13 protein-coding genes are annotated in these 15,555 nt (G+C 32.3%); 3 read left to right on the top strand and 10 right to left on the bottom strand.

Annotated features, from left to right (window positions below):
• Positions 1-9: 9 nt before the first annotated feature.
• The 6 genes from ACYEKI_RS05630 to ACYEKI_RS05605 form a co-directional block, all read right to left on the bottom strand.
• The gene (locus ACYEKI_RS05630; protein WP_459210191.1) at positions 10-339 is read right to left on the bottom strand and encodes a HesB/IscA family protein; all 330 of its coding nucleotides are present in this window, start codon (positions 337-339) and stop codon (positions 10-12) included.
• Positions 340-577: 238 nt separating this feature from the next.
• On the bottom strand, positions 578-1,624 hold the full coding sequence (locus ACYEKI_RS05625; RefSeq protein ID WP_459210190.1) for a cytochrome-c peroxidase: 1,047 nt from the start codon (positions 1,622-1,624) through the stop codon (positions 578-580).
• A 3-nt stretch (positions 1,625-1,627) separates the two neighbouring features.
• Positions 1,628-2,371, bottom strand: coding sequence for an MbnP family protein (locus tag ACYEKI_RS05620; protein WP_459210189.1), 744 nt, complete (start codon positions 2,369-2,371; stop codon positions 1,628-1,630).
• A 20-nt stretch (positions 2,372-2,391) separates the two neighbouring features.
• Complete coding sequence (locus ACYEKI_RS05615; protein WP_459210188.1) at positions 2,392-3,753, bottom strand: hypothetical protein; 1,362 nt, start codon at positions 3,751-3,753, stop codon at positions 2,392-2,394.
• Positions 3,754-3,761: 8 nt separating this feature from the next.
• A complete protein-coding gene (locus tag ACYEKI_RS05610) occupies positions 3,762-5,210 on the bottom strand; it encodes a choice-of-anchor B family protein (RefSeq protein ID WP_459210187.1) in 1,449 nt (482 codons plus the stop codon).
• Positions 5,211-5,247: 37 nt separating this feature from the next.
• The gene (locus tag ACYEKI_RS05605) at positions 5,248-6,480 is read right to left on the bottom strand and encodes a choice-of-anchor B family protein (protein ID WP_459210186.1); all 1,233 of its coding nucleotides are present in this window, start codon (positions 6,478-6,480) and stop codon (positions 5,248-5,250) included.
• A gap of 257 nt (positions 6,481-6,737) precedes the next feature.
• Here ACYEKI_RS05605 and thiL point away from each other — a divergent pair, with 257 nt between their 5' ends.
• On the top strand, positions 6,738-7,787 hold the full coding sequence (thiL, locus tag ACYEKI_RS05600; RefSeq protein WP_459210185.1) for a thiamine-phosphate kinase: 1,050 nt from the start codon (positions 6,738-6,740) through the stop codon (positions 7,785-7,787).
• A 3-nt stretch (positions 7,788-7,790) separates the two neighbouring features.
• On the opposite strand, the gene ACYEKI_RS05595 is transcribed toward thiL, so the two are convergent.
• Both ACYEKI_RS05595 and ACYEKI_RS05590 read right to left on the bottom strand, forming a co-directional pair.
• Complete coding sequence (locus ACYEKI_RS05595) at positions 7,791-8,060, bottom strand: hypothetical protein (protein WP_459210184.1); 270 nt, start codon at positions 8,058-8,060, stop codon at positions 7,791-7,793.
• 225 nt (positions 8,061-8,285) lie between these two features.
• Positions 8,286-9,074, bottom strand: a complete 789-nt coding sequence (locus ACYEKI_RS05590; protein WP_459210183.1) for an alpha/beta fold hydrolase — start codon at positions 9,072-9,074, stop codon at positions 8,286-8,288.
• A gap of 137 nt (positions 9,075-9,211) precedes the next feature.
• Here ACYEKI_RS05590 and brnQ point away from each other — a divergent pair, with 137 nt between their 5' ends.
• Positions 9,212-10,483 (top strand): branched-chain amino acid transport system II carrier protein, encoded by a 1,272-nt coding sequence (gene brnQ, locus ACYEKI_RS05585; RefSeq protein WP_459210182.1) that lies wholly within the window; start codon positions 9,212-9,214, stop codon positions 10,481-10,483.
• Positions 10,484-10,485: 2 nt separating this feature from the next.
• On the opposite strand, the gene ACYEKI_RS05580 is transcribed toward brnQ, so the two are convergent.
• Together ACYEKI_RS05580 and ACYEKI_RS05575 are read right to left on the bottom strand one after the other, a co-directional pair.
• A complete protein-coding gene (locus ACYEKI_RS05580) occupies positions 10,486-10,986 on the bottom strand; it encodes a GNAT family N-acetyltransferase (RefSeq protein WP_459210181.1) in 501 nt (166 codons plus the stop codon).
• A gap of 210 nt (positions 10,987-11,196) precedes the next feature.
• The gene (locus ACYEKI_RS05575) at positions 11,197-12,492 is read right to left on the bottom strand and encodes an aminopeptidase P family protein (RefSeq protein WP_459210553.1); all 1,296 of its coding nucleotides are present in this window, start codon (positions 12,490-12,492) and stop codon (positions 11,197-11,199) included.
• Positions 12,493-12,715: 223 nt separating this feature from the next.
• Between ACYEKI_RS05575 and ACYEKI_RS05570 the strand changes: the two genes are divergently transcribed.
• Positions 12,716-15,526 (top strand): WD40/YVTN/BNR-like repeat-containing protein, encoded by a 2,811-nt coding sequence (locus ACYEKI_RS05570; protein WP_459210552.1) that lies wholly within the window; start codon positions 12,716-12,718, stop codon positions 15,524-15,526.
• The last annotated feature ends 29 nt before the right edge of the window (positions 15,527-15,555 follow it).

Here is a 15,555-nt window from a genome sequence, read left to right as displayed (position 1 = left end):
CAATTAAAATTATAGTGAAAAACTTTCACCACATCCACAAGTCCTACTTGCATTAGGGTTATTAAATACAAATCCTGTTCCGTTAAGACCACCAGAATATTCTAGTGTAGTCCCAACGAGATATAAAAAGCTTTTCTTATTAACAACGATACGAACATCATTGTCTTCAAAAACTTTATCTCCTTCTTCTTGATTTTTATCAAATTTTAAATCATAAGATAAACCTGAGCAACCACCACTCTTAACACCTACACGAACATAGTCTGTTGTAGTGTCAAATCCATCGTCATTCATGAGCTCAATGATTTTCTTTTTAGCTATATCAGAAACCTTAATCATACTTGATTATTAATAGATTAATTCTAAATTATGCGCAAATATACTACATAAGTAGGTTTTATGCACGTAACCTAACATTATTCTATTATATGGAGGTATAATTAAAATCAATACTACTATTGAAATAAACGATTAATCCTTTTGGAAATCATTCTTTACCTGAGTTTAATATTGATAAGAAAGTAATATTAAACTCAGGTATAATGTAAGTTTTGTCTGCTAAGATGAAATAATGAAACTAGAATTCTGAAAAACGATCATCTGCTATAAAGCTATCATCTGTTAATGTTTTTAGAAAAGCTATGATGTCTTCTTTTTCTGAGTCTGTCATAGGAATACCAATAACCGTATCTCCTTGTTTAAAGAAAGGGTCTAAAGTTTCAGAATTAACCATTCCGTCGCTATAATGATCTAATACGTCTGGTAAGGTCTTAAAACGACCATCATGCATATAAGGAAAAGTAACTTCAATATTACGAAGATTAGGTACTTTAAATTTATAAATATCAGTATCTAAGCCTGTAACTCGTTTTCTACCTATATCGTTGTATTGAGGATCAATAGGGAGTCCGTTATTGCGATATGACTGATCTGTAAACAAGGTTCCTTGATGACAATTAGCACATTTGGTCTTAAAAAGTTCAAAACCTCTAGCTTCGGAATCTGTAAAAACAGCTCCTTCGTTTCTTTCTATTTTATCGTATTTAGCATTAGAAGAAACCATCATGATCATAAATTGAGATAGCGCTTTTAATATATTATCGGCATTGATTTGTTGATCTTTAAATGCTTGAGAAAAAAGAGTTACGTAAGACGGATCTTGTTGTAGTTTTGAAATGATATTTGAAAAAGTTTCATTCATTTCGACTTCTGCTGTGATAGGAATTACAGGTTGTAAATCTAAATGTGCAGCAGCACCGTCCCAAGTAAATTCTTTTTGAAAAGCAAGATTATGTAGCGGTTGAGCATTGCGAGTACCCAAGGCACCATCTACACCATGACTTACTATATGTGTGTGATGTGTAAAGGCAAAATCTTGTATATGACAAAATCCACAAGAAACTACACCATCTGAGGCAAGTTTACCATCATAAAATAATTTTTTTCCTAATTCAAACCCTTTTTCTGTAGGCGGATTTAAAGCCATATTGTATGTAGGTTCTGGAAAGTTTGATGGTACTGTAAATTCTAAGGCAGGATTAGACGAAATAGGCATATAAGTCTCTTTGTCAGAACTACAGCTAATACCAAAGATGGCTAAGAATATGTAGGTTAAAAATTTCAAATTCTAATTATTTATGCTAAACATTGTACGTACGTTTTCTGCAATTTTAGGAGCATTGACAGGATCTACTTGAATATCACTTTTTGTAGCTAATGCATGTGTATTTGTACTGTCAAATATTTTTGCTATATCTGCTTTTATATTAATCGTAGCACTACCACTTTCGTTAACTGCTATACTAGAAGGTAAATCTAATACTACTTCTTTATAATTATCCAAAGTTGCTCCATGACTACCTACGTGCAATATAAAATCATCTTGTGTTCCTCCATCTGGAGTAAAATTACCTTCAAACTTTAAGAATTTATATCCTGCAGACCATGACCATAACATTCCTGTTTCTTCGGCAGTAGGAATAAAATTATTAACACCATTAAGAGGATAATTGGACTGATCTATCCCAAAACCAAATTTAATTTGAGCATATTCTCCAGCAGTAATACCACTTAAAGCAACAGTTTTACTATTAGCATCAGCTTCATTAATTACAAAATAACTTTGTGCTATAGGGTAGATAAATTCTTCTCCATTAGCTTTAATAAGAGTTATATTACTAATGATATATTTTAGTTCTGATACTGTGTAGGTTTCATTACTAGTATTTGTATAATTTTCTGTTTCTAGTGTAAGAGCATTTGTTCCTACTACATTAGTAAATTGAAGTGATAAACTTCCAGTAGGGTTGTCATCATCTTTACAAGAATACATAAAGAGTGATAAACATATGAGATATATAATCTTTTTCATGAATTATTTTTTAGGGTATTTTATTTATACTTTATGATAACAACATCTCTTTCTCCTTTATTGTTAGAGATGTCATGATCGTCACTTTCTGTAGTACCTACTACAACTAATTTTGAATCATTTGTACCTATACAACCATTACCAAAGTCTGATTGAGAACCACCTAAAGTATGTTGCCAGCTAACATTGGCATTGGCGTCAATAAGCATAGTCCAAATATCGCTTTGACCAAGGTTATTAGATAGATCGATATCGTTACTGCGAGAGTTTCCTGTAATCACAAAATTACCATCAGGTGTTTTATGAATGGCTCTCCCTGTATCAAATTGAGAACCACCAAGAGATTTCTCCCATAATAAATTTCCGTTACCATCGATTTGTACCATCCATAGATCTGCATTACCATTGGCAGTAGTAATATTACCATCATTACTTCTTGAATCTCCTACAATAATGTATTTACCATCACCAGTTGCAGTAATAGCATAAGCAACATCGATTTCACTCCCGCCATACGATTTTTGCCATAATAAAGTTCCTTGTGCATTAACTTTTACTAACCAAAAATCATAACTTCCTTTACTATTAGTAATATCAAAATCATCACTCTCTGAAGACCCAATCATTAAAAAACCATTATCTGGAGTCTGAAGCACATCATAACTGCGATCATTGTTAGTACCACCAAAATATCTACGCCATTCTTGTTCTCCGTTTGCATCAAGTTTAATTCCCCAAAATTCTCCTACACCATGTCTAGTGTTATTTTTGGTAAAACTGTTTCCATCTCCACCACTAGCAGTTACATCTAAAAAGCCAGATATAAAATAACCACCATCAGTAGTTTGTACTACAGAATAAGCTCTATCAATACCAGCAAAACCAAATGATTTTTGCCATTGTAAGGTTCCGTTTGCATCAGTTTTTACAATCCAGTAATCTTGTAACCCTTCATTATTAGAACTATCTCCATCATTACTTCTACTATAGCCCACCATAGCAAAACCACCGTCGGATGTCTGGATTAATTTATCTGCACGATCATCATTAGTACCACCATAAGTTTTACTCCATAGAATGGTTCCTTCTGTATCTAATTTAAGTAACCAGAAATCACTATCTGTTGCAGTTTTGTCTGTGATATCCCCATCATTACTTAGGGTATATCCTAAAACAGCATATGCATTATCTGTAGTTTCTACTACAGATAATGCATTATCTTCTTTACTTCCTCCAAAAGTTTTTACCCAATCGACAACGCCTTCAAATTGAGGATCTGGAGTATCAGTAGTGGAGTTATCGTTAGTATCATCATCTTTATTACAAGAGAATAGCCCTAAAGTAAGACTGATTACTAAAGCGTAAGATGATATTTTATTCATATATTTCATTAGCTACGAACTATAAGTTTTTTAGTTATTGTATCATTTATTTTAACAATATAGATTCCATCTGGTAAATTTGAAGTAGAAACATTAGTTTCTTGAAGAGGTGTTTCTAATTGTATAGATTGAACACGTTTACCCAAAATATTAAAAAATTCTATGTGATGTATTCCAGAAGTCAATCCGGTTTTAAATGTTACATTACCACGAGTAGGATTAGGGAACATGGATAAGCCTGTAGTAGGATTAGTACTTACTTCGTCAACAGATAAAGTATTACTTTGACGAATAAGAATGAATCCTCGATTGATATCACTCAATACGATATTACCACTTTCAAAATAGGGATATACATTCCATACACCGCTAAAACTAGCGCTATTACTAGAAGGATAAGTATCAAAAAAACCAACTTCATTAATATTTTTATTTCCAATATCAGAGATATCAATAATTCTTACACCAGCACGATAATTAGCCAAAAAGAATTTATCTCCTTTTACATATCCATTATGATCAATAGCTGGAGTAGGACCATTGTAAACCATATGTTGTATAGGGTTATCAAGATCAGAAAAATCAAATACAATAGACCTAGTATTAAAACCAACTCCTTGTTCATCAGTTTCATCTCCTAAGATGAAATATCTCATATCTTCTGTAAACCAACCTTGATGTGTATAGCCTAGATCAGCATAACTAATAGTAGAAATATTGACAGGATTAGCTTTATCTGTAACATCTGCAATTACAATTTCTACCTCGTTACTTCCGATAAGAATTTCTCTACCTGTATAATCATTATCAGGGCCGTTATAAATAATAACTTGTGCGTCATGACTATATTGTCGAGCACCTGTAGATGCAAAACCACCTTCTAGAGTAGGATTTAAAGGATCTTGTATGTTTATAAAAACAGGACCACCTCTATATGTACCCGAACGACTTGTACCAACAGCATAGGCATAACCAGAATCTTCGTTAATTACAATATTGTGCGCACTACCAAAACCAGTAAAATGTGTATCGGCATTAAATGTTTGTGGTGGGTTAGCTACATTACGTAATCTTGTTAAATCAAAAACCTGCATTCCGTGATTAGAAGCTTCACTTACAATAAAGGCATGATCATTATATACTTTTACATCTCTCCAAGAACTGTTGTTTGTTGCTGTAGGGAGTTTACCTAAATAAATAGGACTAATAGGATCTGAAATATCAATAAAAGCAGTACCATTATTTAAGCCTATTAATGCATACTCTTTGTTTGTCGTGGGATCTGTCCATCCCCAGCTGTCGTTACCTGCACCAGCACTCATTTGAGCAAGTGAAATTTCAGACATGAGATCATAATCATTACAAGGGTAAGATCCTGCCATACCGTTTTCACATAGTGTCTGACCAAAAGTAGCAAAGGAGGTCAGCATAAGTAGGGTTGATAATTTTCTTAACATAGTTGAATTTTTTAGATTTGTGTTTAGGTTAAATAGATTAATTGGGGGTAATAAGTATAAAGCCAGAGCTAATATCACTGACGACTATATGGTTACTCTGGAAATAAGGATATACACTCCAGGCACCTTCAAAACCTACATTATTATTTAAAGGATAAGTGTCAAAAAAACCTATTTCAGAGATATTTTTATTTTCTATATCAGATATATTTAAAGCCCGTATACCTGCACGATAATTAGCTAGATAAAAAGTGTTACCTACAACATAACCATTATGATCTGTAGCAGGCGTGATACCTATATAATTGGTATGAAATAAAGGATTATCTAGGTCTTGTAAATCAAATATGATAGTTCTAGTATCAAAACCTACAAGTTGTTCGTCTAATTCGTCTCCTAGCAAAAAGAATCGCATATCTTCGGTAAACCAGCCTTGATGAGTATAGCCGACATTATTATAACTTATTGTGGAGATTATAGTAGGATTATTTTTTTCGGTAATATCTGCAATTACAATTTCAGATTGATTACTTCCTATAAAAATTTCACGATTGTTATAATCTTGATCAGGACCGTGGTAAGTGATAATCTGAGCATCATGACTATAAGGATCTCCATTAGGCGAAATAAAGCCACCTTCAGCTATAGGATTAATAGGATCTTGAATATTGATAAAATGAGGCCCACCGTTAAAGGTTTCTGTACCTACAGCATAGGCATAACCAGAAGTTTCGTTAATAACGATATTATGCGCATTCCCAAATGCAGTATAGTGTGCATCGACTGTAAAGGTTTGAGGCGGATTTGTAACGTTTCTTAATTTAGTTAAATCAAAAACTTGCATACCATGATCTATAGCCTCACTTACAATAAATGCGTGGTTTTGATAAGTTTTTATATCTCTCCAAGAACTGTTAACAGTAGCAGTAGGAAGTTTACCCAAATAAATAGGAGTAATAGGATCTGAAATATCAATAAAAGCAGTACCGTTATCTAAACCTATGAGTACATATTCTTTATTCGTATTAAGATCTGTCCATCCCCAACTATCATTGGCTTTTGAAGCATTCATTTGAGTTAATGAAATTCTAGATACTAAGTCAAAACCTTGGCAAGGGTAAATACCAGCAAAACCATCTTCACACAATGCATTGTTTACATCTTCTCTATCAGTTGTAGGAGATAGCTGTAGCGTGTCATCATCACCACAACTTATTAATAATAAGCATAGAATATATAGACATAAGAAAGGCTTTTTTATGACATACATGAGTAGTTTTTTAACGATAGGGTAAAGTATTAATAGTAATTATATAATGTTTTTTTTATAAAAATATTGCTTTTGCATATTTTTTATTGCTGTTTGTGAGATATTTAAGGATTTTTAACATTTGAAGTAAAATAATAATAATGATATATATAATAAAGCATGAATTGTAAAATACCCTACCACCAAGTATGAACTCTTAATTATAAAACTAAGAGAAGTTGAGTGGTATGATTTTGATAATTTTTAACTTTGCAGCTATGTTAGAAGATAAAAATACATCCAAAACGCAATTGTCTGATTTAGGAGAATTCGGACTAATAAAACATCTTACCAAGCATTTTAATATTACTCATAAAAGTACAGTTTATGGAATAGGAGATGATGCAGCGGTATTGGCATTTGAAGGAGATCAATGTGTAGTTACTACAGATTTGCTTGTAGAAGGAGTTCATTTTGATTTATCATATGTGCCTTTAAAGCATTTAGGATATAAGGCAGTCATGGTTAACTTATCAGATGTATATGCTATGAATGCTACTGCGACCCAAATTACAGTATCAATAGCTGTGTCTAATCGTTTTCCATTAGAAGCATTAGAAGAATTGTATGCAGGAATTAAAACTGCAGCAGATATTTATAAAGTTGATGTTATAGGAGGGGATACCACATCGTCTACAACAGGACTTTTGATTAGCGTAACAGCAGTAGGTCAAGCAAAAGCAGATGATATTGTTTATCGTAATGGAGCAAAAGAAAGTGACCTATTAGTGGTGACAGGAGATTTAGGTGCAGCATATTTAGGTTTACAAGTATTAGAAAGAGAAAAAGAAGTATTTAAAGTAAACCCAAATTCGCAACCAGATCTAGATCAATATAGTTATCTAATAGAACGACAGTTAAAGCCAGAAGCTCGTAAAGATATTCCAGAATTACTTAAAGGATTAGAAGTAAAACCAACTAGTATGATTGATATTAGTGATGGATTATCTTCAGAAATCATGCATTTATGCGAGCAATCTGAAGTAGGAGTACATTTATATGAGAACAAAATTCCGCTAGATCCAACAGTGATTTCTACCTGTGAAGAATTTAATTTAAATAGTACTACAGTCGCTCTTAATGGTGGTGAAGATTATGAATTACTCTTTACCATTAAGCAAGAAGATTATCCAAAAATTAAGGCAAACCCAAATCTAACCGTTATAGGACATATAACGAATAAAGATCAAGGAGCAGCATTAATTACTAGAGCTAACGAGAAAATAGCGTTACAAGCTCAAGGCTGGAATCCTATAAAAAATAACTAAGTTTTAAGAAGCTGATTGAAGTTGGGCTTGATTTTGTTTTCGAGCCTGCTTCTTTGCATGTACAAATTCTAAAGCTTGATTAATTTCCTTAAGCTTTGGAGTGAGTACTTCTAATCTTCCATTACTATTTGTAGTAATCTGTTCTTTACAATTACAACAAGTATACTCATTAATGTGATGAGTTACTTTTTTAGATAGTTTGTAATTATGTCCAAAAACTGAGCAATAGATTTTGGATATAGAAAAAGATGACGAGGGGGAATGCTTTTTCATTATCAATTGGGGTTACAAGTTCATTATCAATACAATAATAATGTTTTTTTTTATAAATACCTCTTAAATGACTGAAAAACACACGAATTACCCTAATATTAACAATTAAATAACATAAAATACTGCTTTTTAACCTAAATTAATGTCGTTTGTCGGTTAAATTACCTTTTTATGATATTGAATTACGGTGTTTGATGATTGATAATCATATCTTTAATGTATTTTTTAACTAGTATAATTACTCACAAGAAAAAGATTTAATGTTGAAATAACATCAGTTTTATTTTCTAGATAAGACATATGCCCCCCATCAAAAGATATTAAGTTAGTATTACTTTCTAACGCTTCATTTTGTAATTGATTATAAGATAAGACAGGATCTTTTTTACCTGCTAGTATTAATTTACCACCAGTAAAGTCTTTTAAAATATGCAAACGATTCTTTCTTATTTTCATACCTTCTAGAGCAGCTATGATTCCTTGTAACGAAGTTTGAGCAGCTTGTTCTTTAATAAACAAAATATCTTCTAATAAACTAGCTCTATTTTCTGGAGCAAATAGATTAGCGATGGCCATACTGGTATATGCATTAGGATTCTTTTTTACTACAGCTATAGCACGGTCTCTGTTTAATTTTCGCTCTGAGCTGTCTTCTAGAGAGGTTGAATTAAGTAAGACAATATTAGAAACGGTATCAGGGAATAAATCTATATACGCTAGAGCAACATAACCACCCATAGAATGGCCTATTAAGGTATATTGAGTTAATTGAAGCTGTGTAATAAGTACATGAACCAATTGAGCCATCTCTTCCATAGTATGGATATATCCCAAATTTTTAGTTTGACCATGCCCAAATAGATCTATGGTAATGCATTGAAAAGTATTAGAAAAATGTGGTATAAGATCTTTCCAGATCGTACTGTTTTCAAGGAAACCATGTAAGAAAATTAAAGGTTTACCTTGACCAGATATAGTGTAATGTATTTGAGTTTGTTTATAGGTAAATATCATATACGAATAATATAGTACAAAGGTAAATTCTTATAGAAGAGGTACAAGTTTATTTTTTAGGATAAAAAAATAAATGGATATTTGAGAAAAAGACAATATTGCTATTGAGCAATATAACGTAGAAAAAGAATTATAATATGAAGTTTACAAAAGAATCATTAGTTACTGGATTTGCTTTATTTTCGATGTTTTTTGGAGCAGGAAATTTAATTCTTCCTCCTAATCTAGGGTTAAAAGCAGGAGATATGTGGTCTTGGGTAACTATAGGGTTTGCTATTTCTGCAGTATTACTTCCGCTATTAGGAATCGTCGCCCATGCTCGTTTACAAGGAACAATGTTTGATTTTGCAAAAAAGGTATCTCCTGTATTCAGTATGATATATTGTTTTATTGTTTATGCCATATCTATAAGTCTACCTTCTCCACGTACAGCATCAGTAACACATGAAATGGCAATAGCACCTTTTTTTGGAACAAGTTCATTACTCACTAGTAGTATTTATTTTGTGTTGGTTTTGTTTTTTGTATTGAATAGATCCAAAGTAATTGATTACATAGGTAAGTTCTTAACACCGCTTATTTTTATAGTGATTTTAAGTATTATTTGTGTAGGGATTTTTACAGCAGATACAATAATGATATCCACTACAATGAAAATGCCTTTTATAGATGGATTATTAGAAGGATATCAAACTTTTGATGCCATAGGTGCAGTTGTAGTAGGAGGAGTACTTATTGTTTCTTTAAAAATAAAAGGAAATCACACTTATGAAGAAAGTAGATCATTGATAGCAAAATCAGGAATAGTAGCAGGAATAGGGCTTTTTATCGTATATGCAGGATTAATTTATAATGGAGCTTTATTTAGTGCTACAGTAGATCAAACCATAAGTAGGACAGAGCTGTTATCAACATTAAGTATAGCTACATTAGGTAATATAGGTAATGTGTTTTTAAGTGTATTAGTTAGTCTAGCATGTTTTACAACAGCAGTAGGTATCACTACAGGAACAGCAGATTTTGTAAAAGGAATATGTAAAGATTCTACTCTAGCATATACGTTAACAGCTATTGTAGCTTGTTTGTTTGGTATTGCTATGGGACAAATGGATGTACATGATATTATTGTGGTAGCAATACCAGCATTAATGTTTATTTATCCTATAACTATTATTTTGATTTTATTAAACGTATTACCAGCAAAACTACAATCAACTATAGTTTTTAAAGCTGTAGTTTTGGTAACTATAATATGTAGCATTCCAGATTTTATAAAATCGTTAGGAATAACCTCAGAAACTATAGATGCAATACTTCAAAACATGCCTTTAGGAACCTATAGTTTAGGATGGTTATTACCAGCGATTATTACATTTGTGATCACTAATCTAGTACAGAAAAAAATATAAAATTAAACAGTGTATCTATAGATATTAAGTTGGTTATCATTAGGAGGTGTTTTTGTTTCCACGAAATCAAATTTTAATTTGTGAAATAGTTTTTCTGAAGCAATATTCTCAGGTTCATATACGCCATAAATTTCAGTAAGCTTTAATGTATTGATAGCATGATCCATTACGGCTTCTGCACATTCTGTAGCGAACCCTTTTCTATGATGAGCATTTTTTAATAACCAACCTATTTGAATCTTTTCAGGTTCAGTAGGAATAGGAGTGAGATTAATAGCACCGATAAATTCGTTTGAATCTTTTAATCGTACTACCCAATAATATCCTTTTTTAGTTCTAATTTCTTCTAGTTTTTTCTGCAAAAAAGAAAGGTGCTGCTCAACCGTAGCATTAAGCATAGGTTTGATATATTTAAATGCATCAGGTTCAAGAAACATATCTAATGCATCTTGAGTATCTTCTGTAGTAAATAGAGATAAATGAGTTCTAGCTGTAGTAATCATATACAAGTTTTGATTAAGATTAAAGTTTAATACCATTACTCAATTAAAATTACCATATTAAAATTGTTATTTTTGCATTTTACTTCAAAATAAAATATCACCGTAGCTTTGGCTATGCTTCAATTTTCTTTTTTGTAAAACATCAAAAATCTTCAATTTTCCTATACGATACTTTCAAATAAGAAATGGTATAAAAATAAAAAAACCAGTCTAGGACTGGTTCATTAAATCTTCAATTTCTTCTACTTCGATAGGAATATCTTGCATAAGATTAAGAGGAGCACCATTTTCTTGGATTACCACATCATCTTCTATACGAATTCCCATATTTTCTTCAGGAATATAAATACCAGGCTCAACAGTAAATACCATATTAGCTTTCATAGGTGTTTTTAATGCACCATAATCATGAACATCTAATCCCATATGATGAGAAGTACCATGCATAAAATATTTCTTATATGCAGGCCAATTAGGATCTTCATTTTGAACATCGGCTTTATCAACTAAACCTAAACCAAGTAATTCACTAGTCATGATATTACCAACTTCTTTATGATATTCTGCCCATAATGTTCCTGGAACGAGCATTGCAGTAGCTGCATTTTTAACACGATTTACAGCGTTGTAAACAGCTTTTTGGCGTTCTGTAAAACGACCAGAAACAGGAATAGTACGAGTCATATCACTAGCATAGTTAGCATATTCTGCACCTACATCCATTAATAGCATATCTCCAGCTTTACACTCATGGTTATTTTCGATATAATGTAAAACACAAGCATTGTATCCAGAACCTATGATAGGTGTATAAGCAAAACCTTTTGAACGATTACGGGTAAATTCGTGAATATACTCTGCTTCAATTTCGTATTCCATAACTCCAGGCTTTACGAATTCAAGCACTCTACGGAATCCTTTATTTGTAATATTACAAGCGTGTTGAATTAAGTCGATTTCGATTTGTTCTTTTACACCACGTATTTCTTGTAAAATAGGATTACTTTTTGCCCAAGTATGCGCAGGAAAATCTGCTTTTACCTTTTTGATAAAGCGATCTTCACGTGTTTCCATTTCTACAGATTGGCGGTAATGCTCATTAGTATTAAAATATACTGTCTCTGCTTCTGTCATTAAATCAAAGAATACCTTATCAAAATCTGTTAGCCAGTATACAGTTTTAATACCAGAAACAGCAGTTGCTTGTTCTTTGTCTAATTTTGCACCTTCCCATATAGCAATAAGTGGACTAGTTTCTTTTACAAAAAGCACTTCTCTATGAGCAGGATTAATAGCATCAGGAAATAAAAGTAAAATACTTTCTTCTTGATCTACACCACTTAGATAAAAAATATCTCTGTGTTGATGAAAAGGTAAAGCACCGTCTGCACCAGTAGTAAAAATATCATTGGAATTAAAAACAGCAATACTTTTAGGTTTCATATGTGCAGTGAACTTTGCACGATTTTTTATAAATAGAGTAGAATCTATAGGATGATATTTCATACGTTCCGTTAATTTAATATATATCAAAAATAAAGTGTTTTTTGAGATAAACAGTATGATTAGGCAAGCTTATTCATGTTAAAGATGTTTTAGGTACTATATAAGCTTGTTAAACTTGGAATAAAGTTTTTGTCAACATCTAGGGTTTCAATACATTTAGAACACTATAATAACCATAAAAATGATAGTTGTGAAAAACCAAGTGTATACTTTGGTAGCATCAATGTTGTTAGGATATAGTGCATATGCGCAATCTCCTGCGACTACAGCAGCGATGGTACAGAACGGAATTCAACAAAAAGAAAACCTAGCAAAAACATCTATAGTTAATAAAGTACCTTTTGTTAATATAGGACCTACAGTGATGAGTGGGAGAGTAGTAGATTTAGAAGTAAATCCACAAGACCCAACAGAGTTCTATGTAGGATATGCTTCGGGAGGACTTTGGTATACCAATAATAATGGAACTAGTTTTACGCCAATTTTGGATAATGCACCTACACAAAATGTAGGAGATATAGCAGTAGATTGGAAAACTAAAACTATCTGGGTAGGAACTGGAGAAAACAATTCATCTAGATCATCTTATGCTGGAATCGGAATTTTAAAATCGAAAGATCAAGGAAAAACATGGGAACATGTAGGATTACCTGATTCACATCATATAGGCCAAATTTTGATCAATCCACAAAATCCAGATGAAGTTGTTGTGGGTGTTATAGGACATTTGTATTCTCCAAATGAAGAACGAGGAATCTACAAAACTACAGATGGAGGAAAAACATGGAAAAAAACATTGTTTATTAATAATGAAACAGGGATTATAGAAATTGTTCACGCACCAAATAATTATAATGTAATGTTTGCTGCATCGTGGCAACGTGATCGTAAAGCTTGGCATTTTGAAGGTAGTGGAGAAGGTTCTGCTGTTTATAAAAGTACAGATGCAGGAGTTACATGGACTAAGATATCATCACCTGATAGTGGATTGCCTACAGGAAAAGGAGTGGGTAGAATAGGTTTGACTGCATTTAGTGAAAACGAAGTGTATATACTACACGATAGCCAATTTCGCCGTAAGGCAGAAGACAAAAAGAAAAAGGCTAGTGGTTTAACCAAAGAGAATTTTAAGACAATGACTAAGGCTGACTTTTTAGCTTTAGAAAATAAAAAACTTAATGTTTACCTGAAACAACATGGTTTTCATGAAAAGTATAGAGCAGAAAATGTAAAGCAATTAATTAAAAGCGGAAGTGTAACTCCAGCAGATTTAGCAAAGTATTTAGAAAATGCAAATGCTATAATACACGATACTCCAGTAATAGGGGCAGAAGTATATAAAACTACAGATGGAGGAAAAACATGGAAGAAAACACATAAACAATATATCGAAAATATGTATTCAAGTTATGGATACTATTTTGGAGAGATTAGAGTAGACGCAACTAAATCAAATACGATTTATTTATTAGGAGTATCTATTTTAAAATCTGATGATGGCGGAAAAACATTTGAGTCCATTGGTAAAGAAAATGTACATGCAGATCATCAAGCTTTATGGGTAAACCCAAAACGTTCTGGGCATTTAATTAATGGAAATGATGGAGGAGTGAATATCACCTATGATGATGGGGCACACTGGAGCAAAGCTAATGAGCCTAGTGTAGGACAATTTTATTATATCAATATAGATCACCAGAAGCCATATAATGTATATGGAGGATTGCAAGATAATGGAGTATGGGTTGGACCACATACTAATAAAGAATCAAGAGCGTGGGAGAGTACGGGTCACTATCCTTATGAAAGTTTAATGGGAGGAGACGGAATGCAGATTCAGATAGATCGTCGTAATCCTGATATTGTATATACTGGATTTCAGTTTGGAAATTATTTTAGAATCAATAGAGCAACAGGAGAACAAACTTATATTCAACCAAAACATGAGTTAGGAGATACGCCATATAGATTTAATTGGCAAACACCTATTTTATTATCATCGCATAACCAAGATATCTTGTATTATGGAGGAAATAAATTGATGAGGTCAATGAATAAAGGAGACGATTGGGCTGTGATTTCTCCAGATTTAACTAATGGAGGAAAGAAAGGTAATGTGGCTTATGGAACATTAACTACGATAGCCGAATCACCTATGCAATTTGGTTTAATCTATACAGGTAGTGATGACGGTATAGTACAATTGACTAAAAATAGTGGAGGAGATTGGACAAAAATCTCAACTACATTTCCTAAAGATTTATGGGTATCTAGAGTAGTAGCATCTCAACATAAGAAAGAACGAGTATATGTGACACTTAATGGATATCGCTGGGATGATTTTACGCCTTATGTATATGTAAGTGAAGATTACGGTACAACGTGGAAATCTTTATCAAAAGGATTACCTACTTCTCCAGTTAATGTAATAAAAGAAGACCCTAGTAATGAAAATGTACTATATCTAGGAACAGACAATGGTGTTTATGTATCCTTTGATAAAGGAACTAAATGGGAGTTGTTTAAAGAAGGAATACCTAATGTAGCAGTACATGATTTGGTAATACAACCTGAAGCCAAAGACCTTTTAATAGGAACACATGGTAGAAGTATTTATAAAACTAATATCACATCATTACAAGAATATGATGTTAAAGGAGGTTTACAAAGTTTTAAGATTAATCCAGTAAAATGGTCACCAAGATGGGGAAGCTCGTGGAGTGTATGGCGCCCAGCTTTTGAGAGTAAAACAGCAGTATCCTTTTATGCGCCAAGAACAGATAAAGTAACTATAGCTTTTCAAATAGAAGATACAGTATTTAAGAAAGAAACTATAGAAGCTGTTACAGGATTCAATTATTGGGATTACGATTTAAGTATTACAGAAAAAGAAAAGAAACAATTATTAAAAGCGTTACCTGAAGAAAAGATAGAGAAGAAAACTAATGAGAAGTATTATTTACCAACAGGTAAGTATACTGTAATAATCACTCAAGGTAATCAAAAAGTTACTACTGCTTTAGAAGTAAAGTAAATAAATAGTAGATAAAAAGAATAACAGAA

Source organism: Aquimarina rhabdastrellae (genome assembly GCA_947387485.1).
Taxonomy (GTDB): domain Bacteria; phylum Bacteroidota; class Bacteroidia; order Flavobacteriales; family Flavobacteriaceae; genus Aquimarina.
Note: the sequence above shows the minus strand (reverse complement) of the source record. Positions and strands in the feature narration are given on the sequence as shown.

Excerpts from the sequence above, each read along its gene's own strand:
- ACYEKI_RS05630 (WP_459210191.1), bottom strand. The coding sequence starts at position 339 with ATGATTAAGGTTTCTGATATAGCTAAAAAGAAAATCATTGAGCTCATG.
- ACYEKI_RS05620 (WP_459210189.1), bottom strand. The coding sequence starts at position 2,371 with ATGAAAAAGATTATATATCTCATATGTTTATCACTCTTTATGTATTCT.
- ACYEKI_RS05615 (WP_459210188.1), bottom strand. The coding sequence starts at position 3,753 with ATGAATAAAATATCATCTTACGCTTTAGTAATCAGTCTTACTTTAGGG.
- ACYEKI_RS05610 (WP_459210187.1), bottom strand. The coding sequence starts at position 5,210 with ATGTTAAGAAAATTATCAACCCTACTTATGCTGACCTCCTTTGCTACT.
- ACYEKI_RS05605 (WP_459210186.1), bottom strand. The coding sequence starts at position 6,480 with ATGTATGTCATAAAAAAGCCTTTCTTATGTCTATATATTCTATGCTTA.
- thiL (WP_459210185.1), top strand. The coding sequence starts at position 6,738 with ATGTTAGAAGATAAAAATACATCCAAAACGCAATTGTCTGATTTAGGA.
- ACYEKI_RS05595 (WP_459210184.1), bottom strand. The coding sequence starts at position 8,060 with ATGAAAAAGCATTCCCCCTCGTCATCTTTTTCTATATCCAAAATCTAT.
- ACYEKI_RS05590 (WP_459210183.1), bottom strand. The coding sequence starts at position 9,074 with ATGATATTTACCTATAAACAAACTCAAATACATTACACTATATCTGGT.
- brnQ (WP_459210182.1), top strand. The coding sequence starts at position 9,212 with ATGAAGTTTACAAAAGAATCATTAGTTACTGGATTTGCTTTATTTTCG.
- ACYEKI_RS05580 (WP_459210181.1), bottom strand. The coding sequence starts at position 10,986 with ATGATTACTACAGCTAGAACTCATTTATCTCTATTTACTACAGAAGAT.
- ACYEKI_RS05575 (WP_459210553.1), bottom strand. The coding sequence starts at position 12,492 with ATGAAATATCATCCTATAGATTCTACTCTATTTATAAAAAATCGTGCA.
- ACYEKI_RS05570 (WP_459210552.1), top strand. The coding sequence starts at position 12,716 with ATGTTGTTAGGATATAGTGCATATGCGCAATCTCCTGCGACTACAGCA.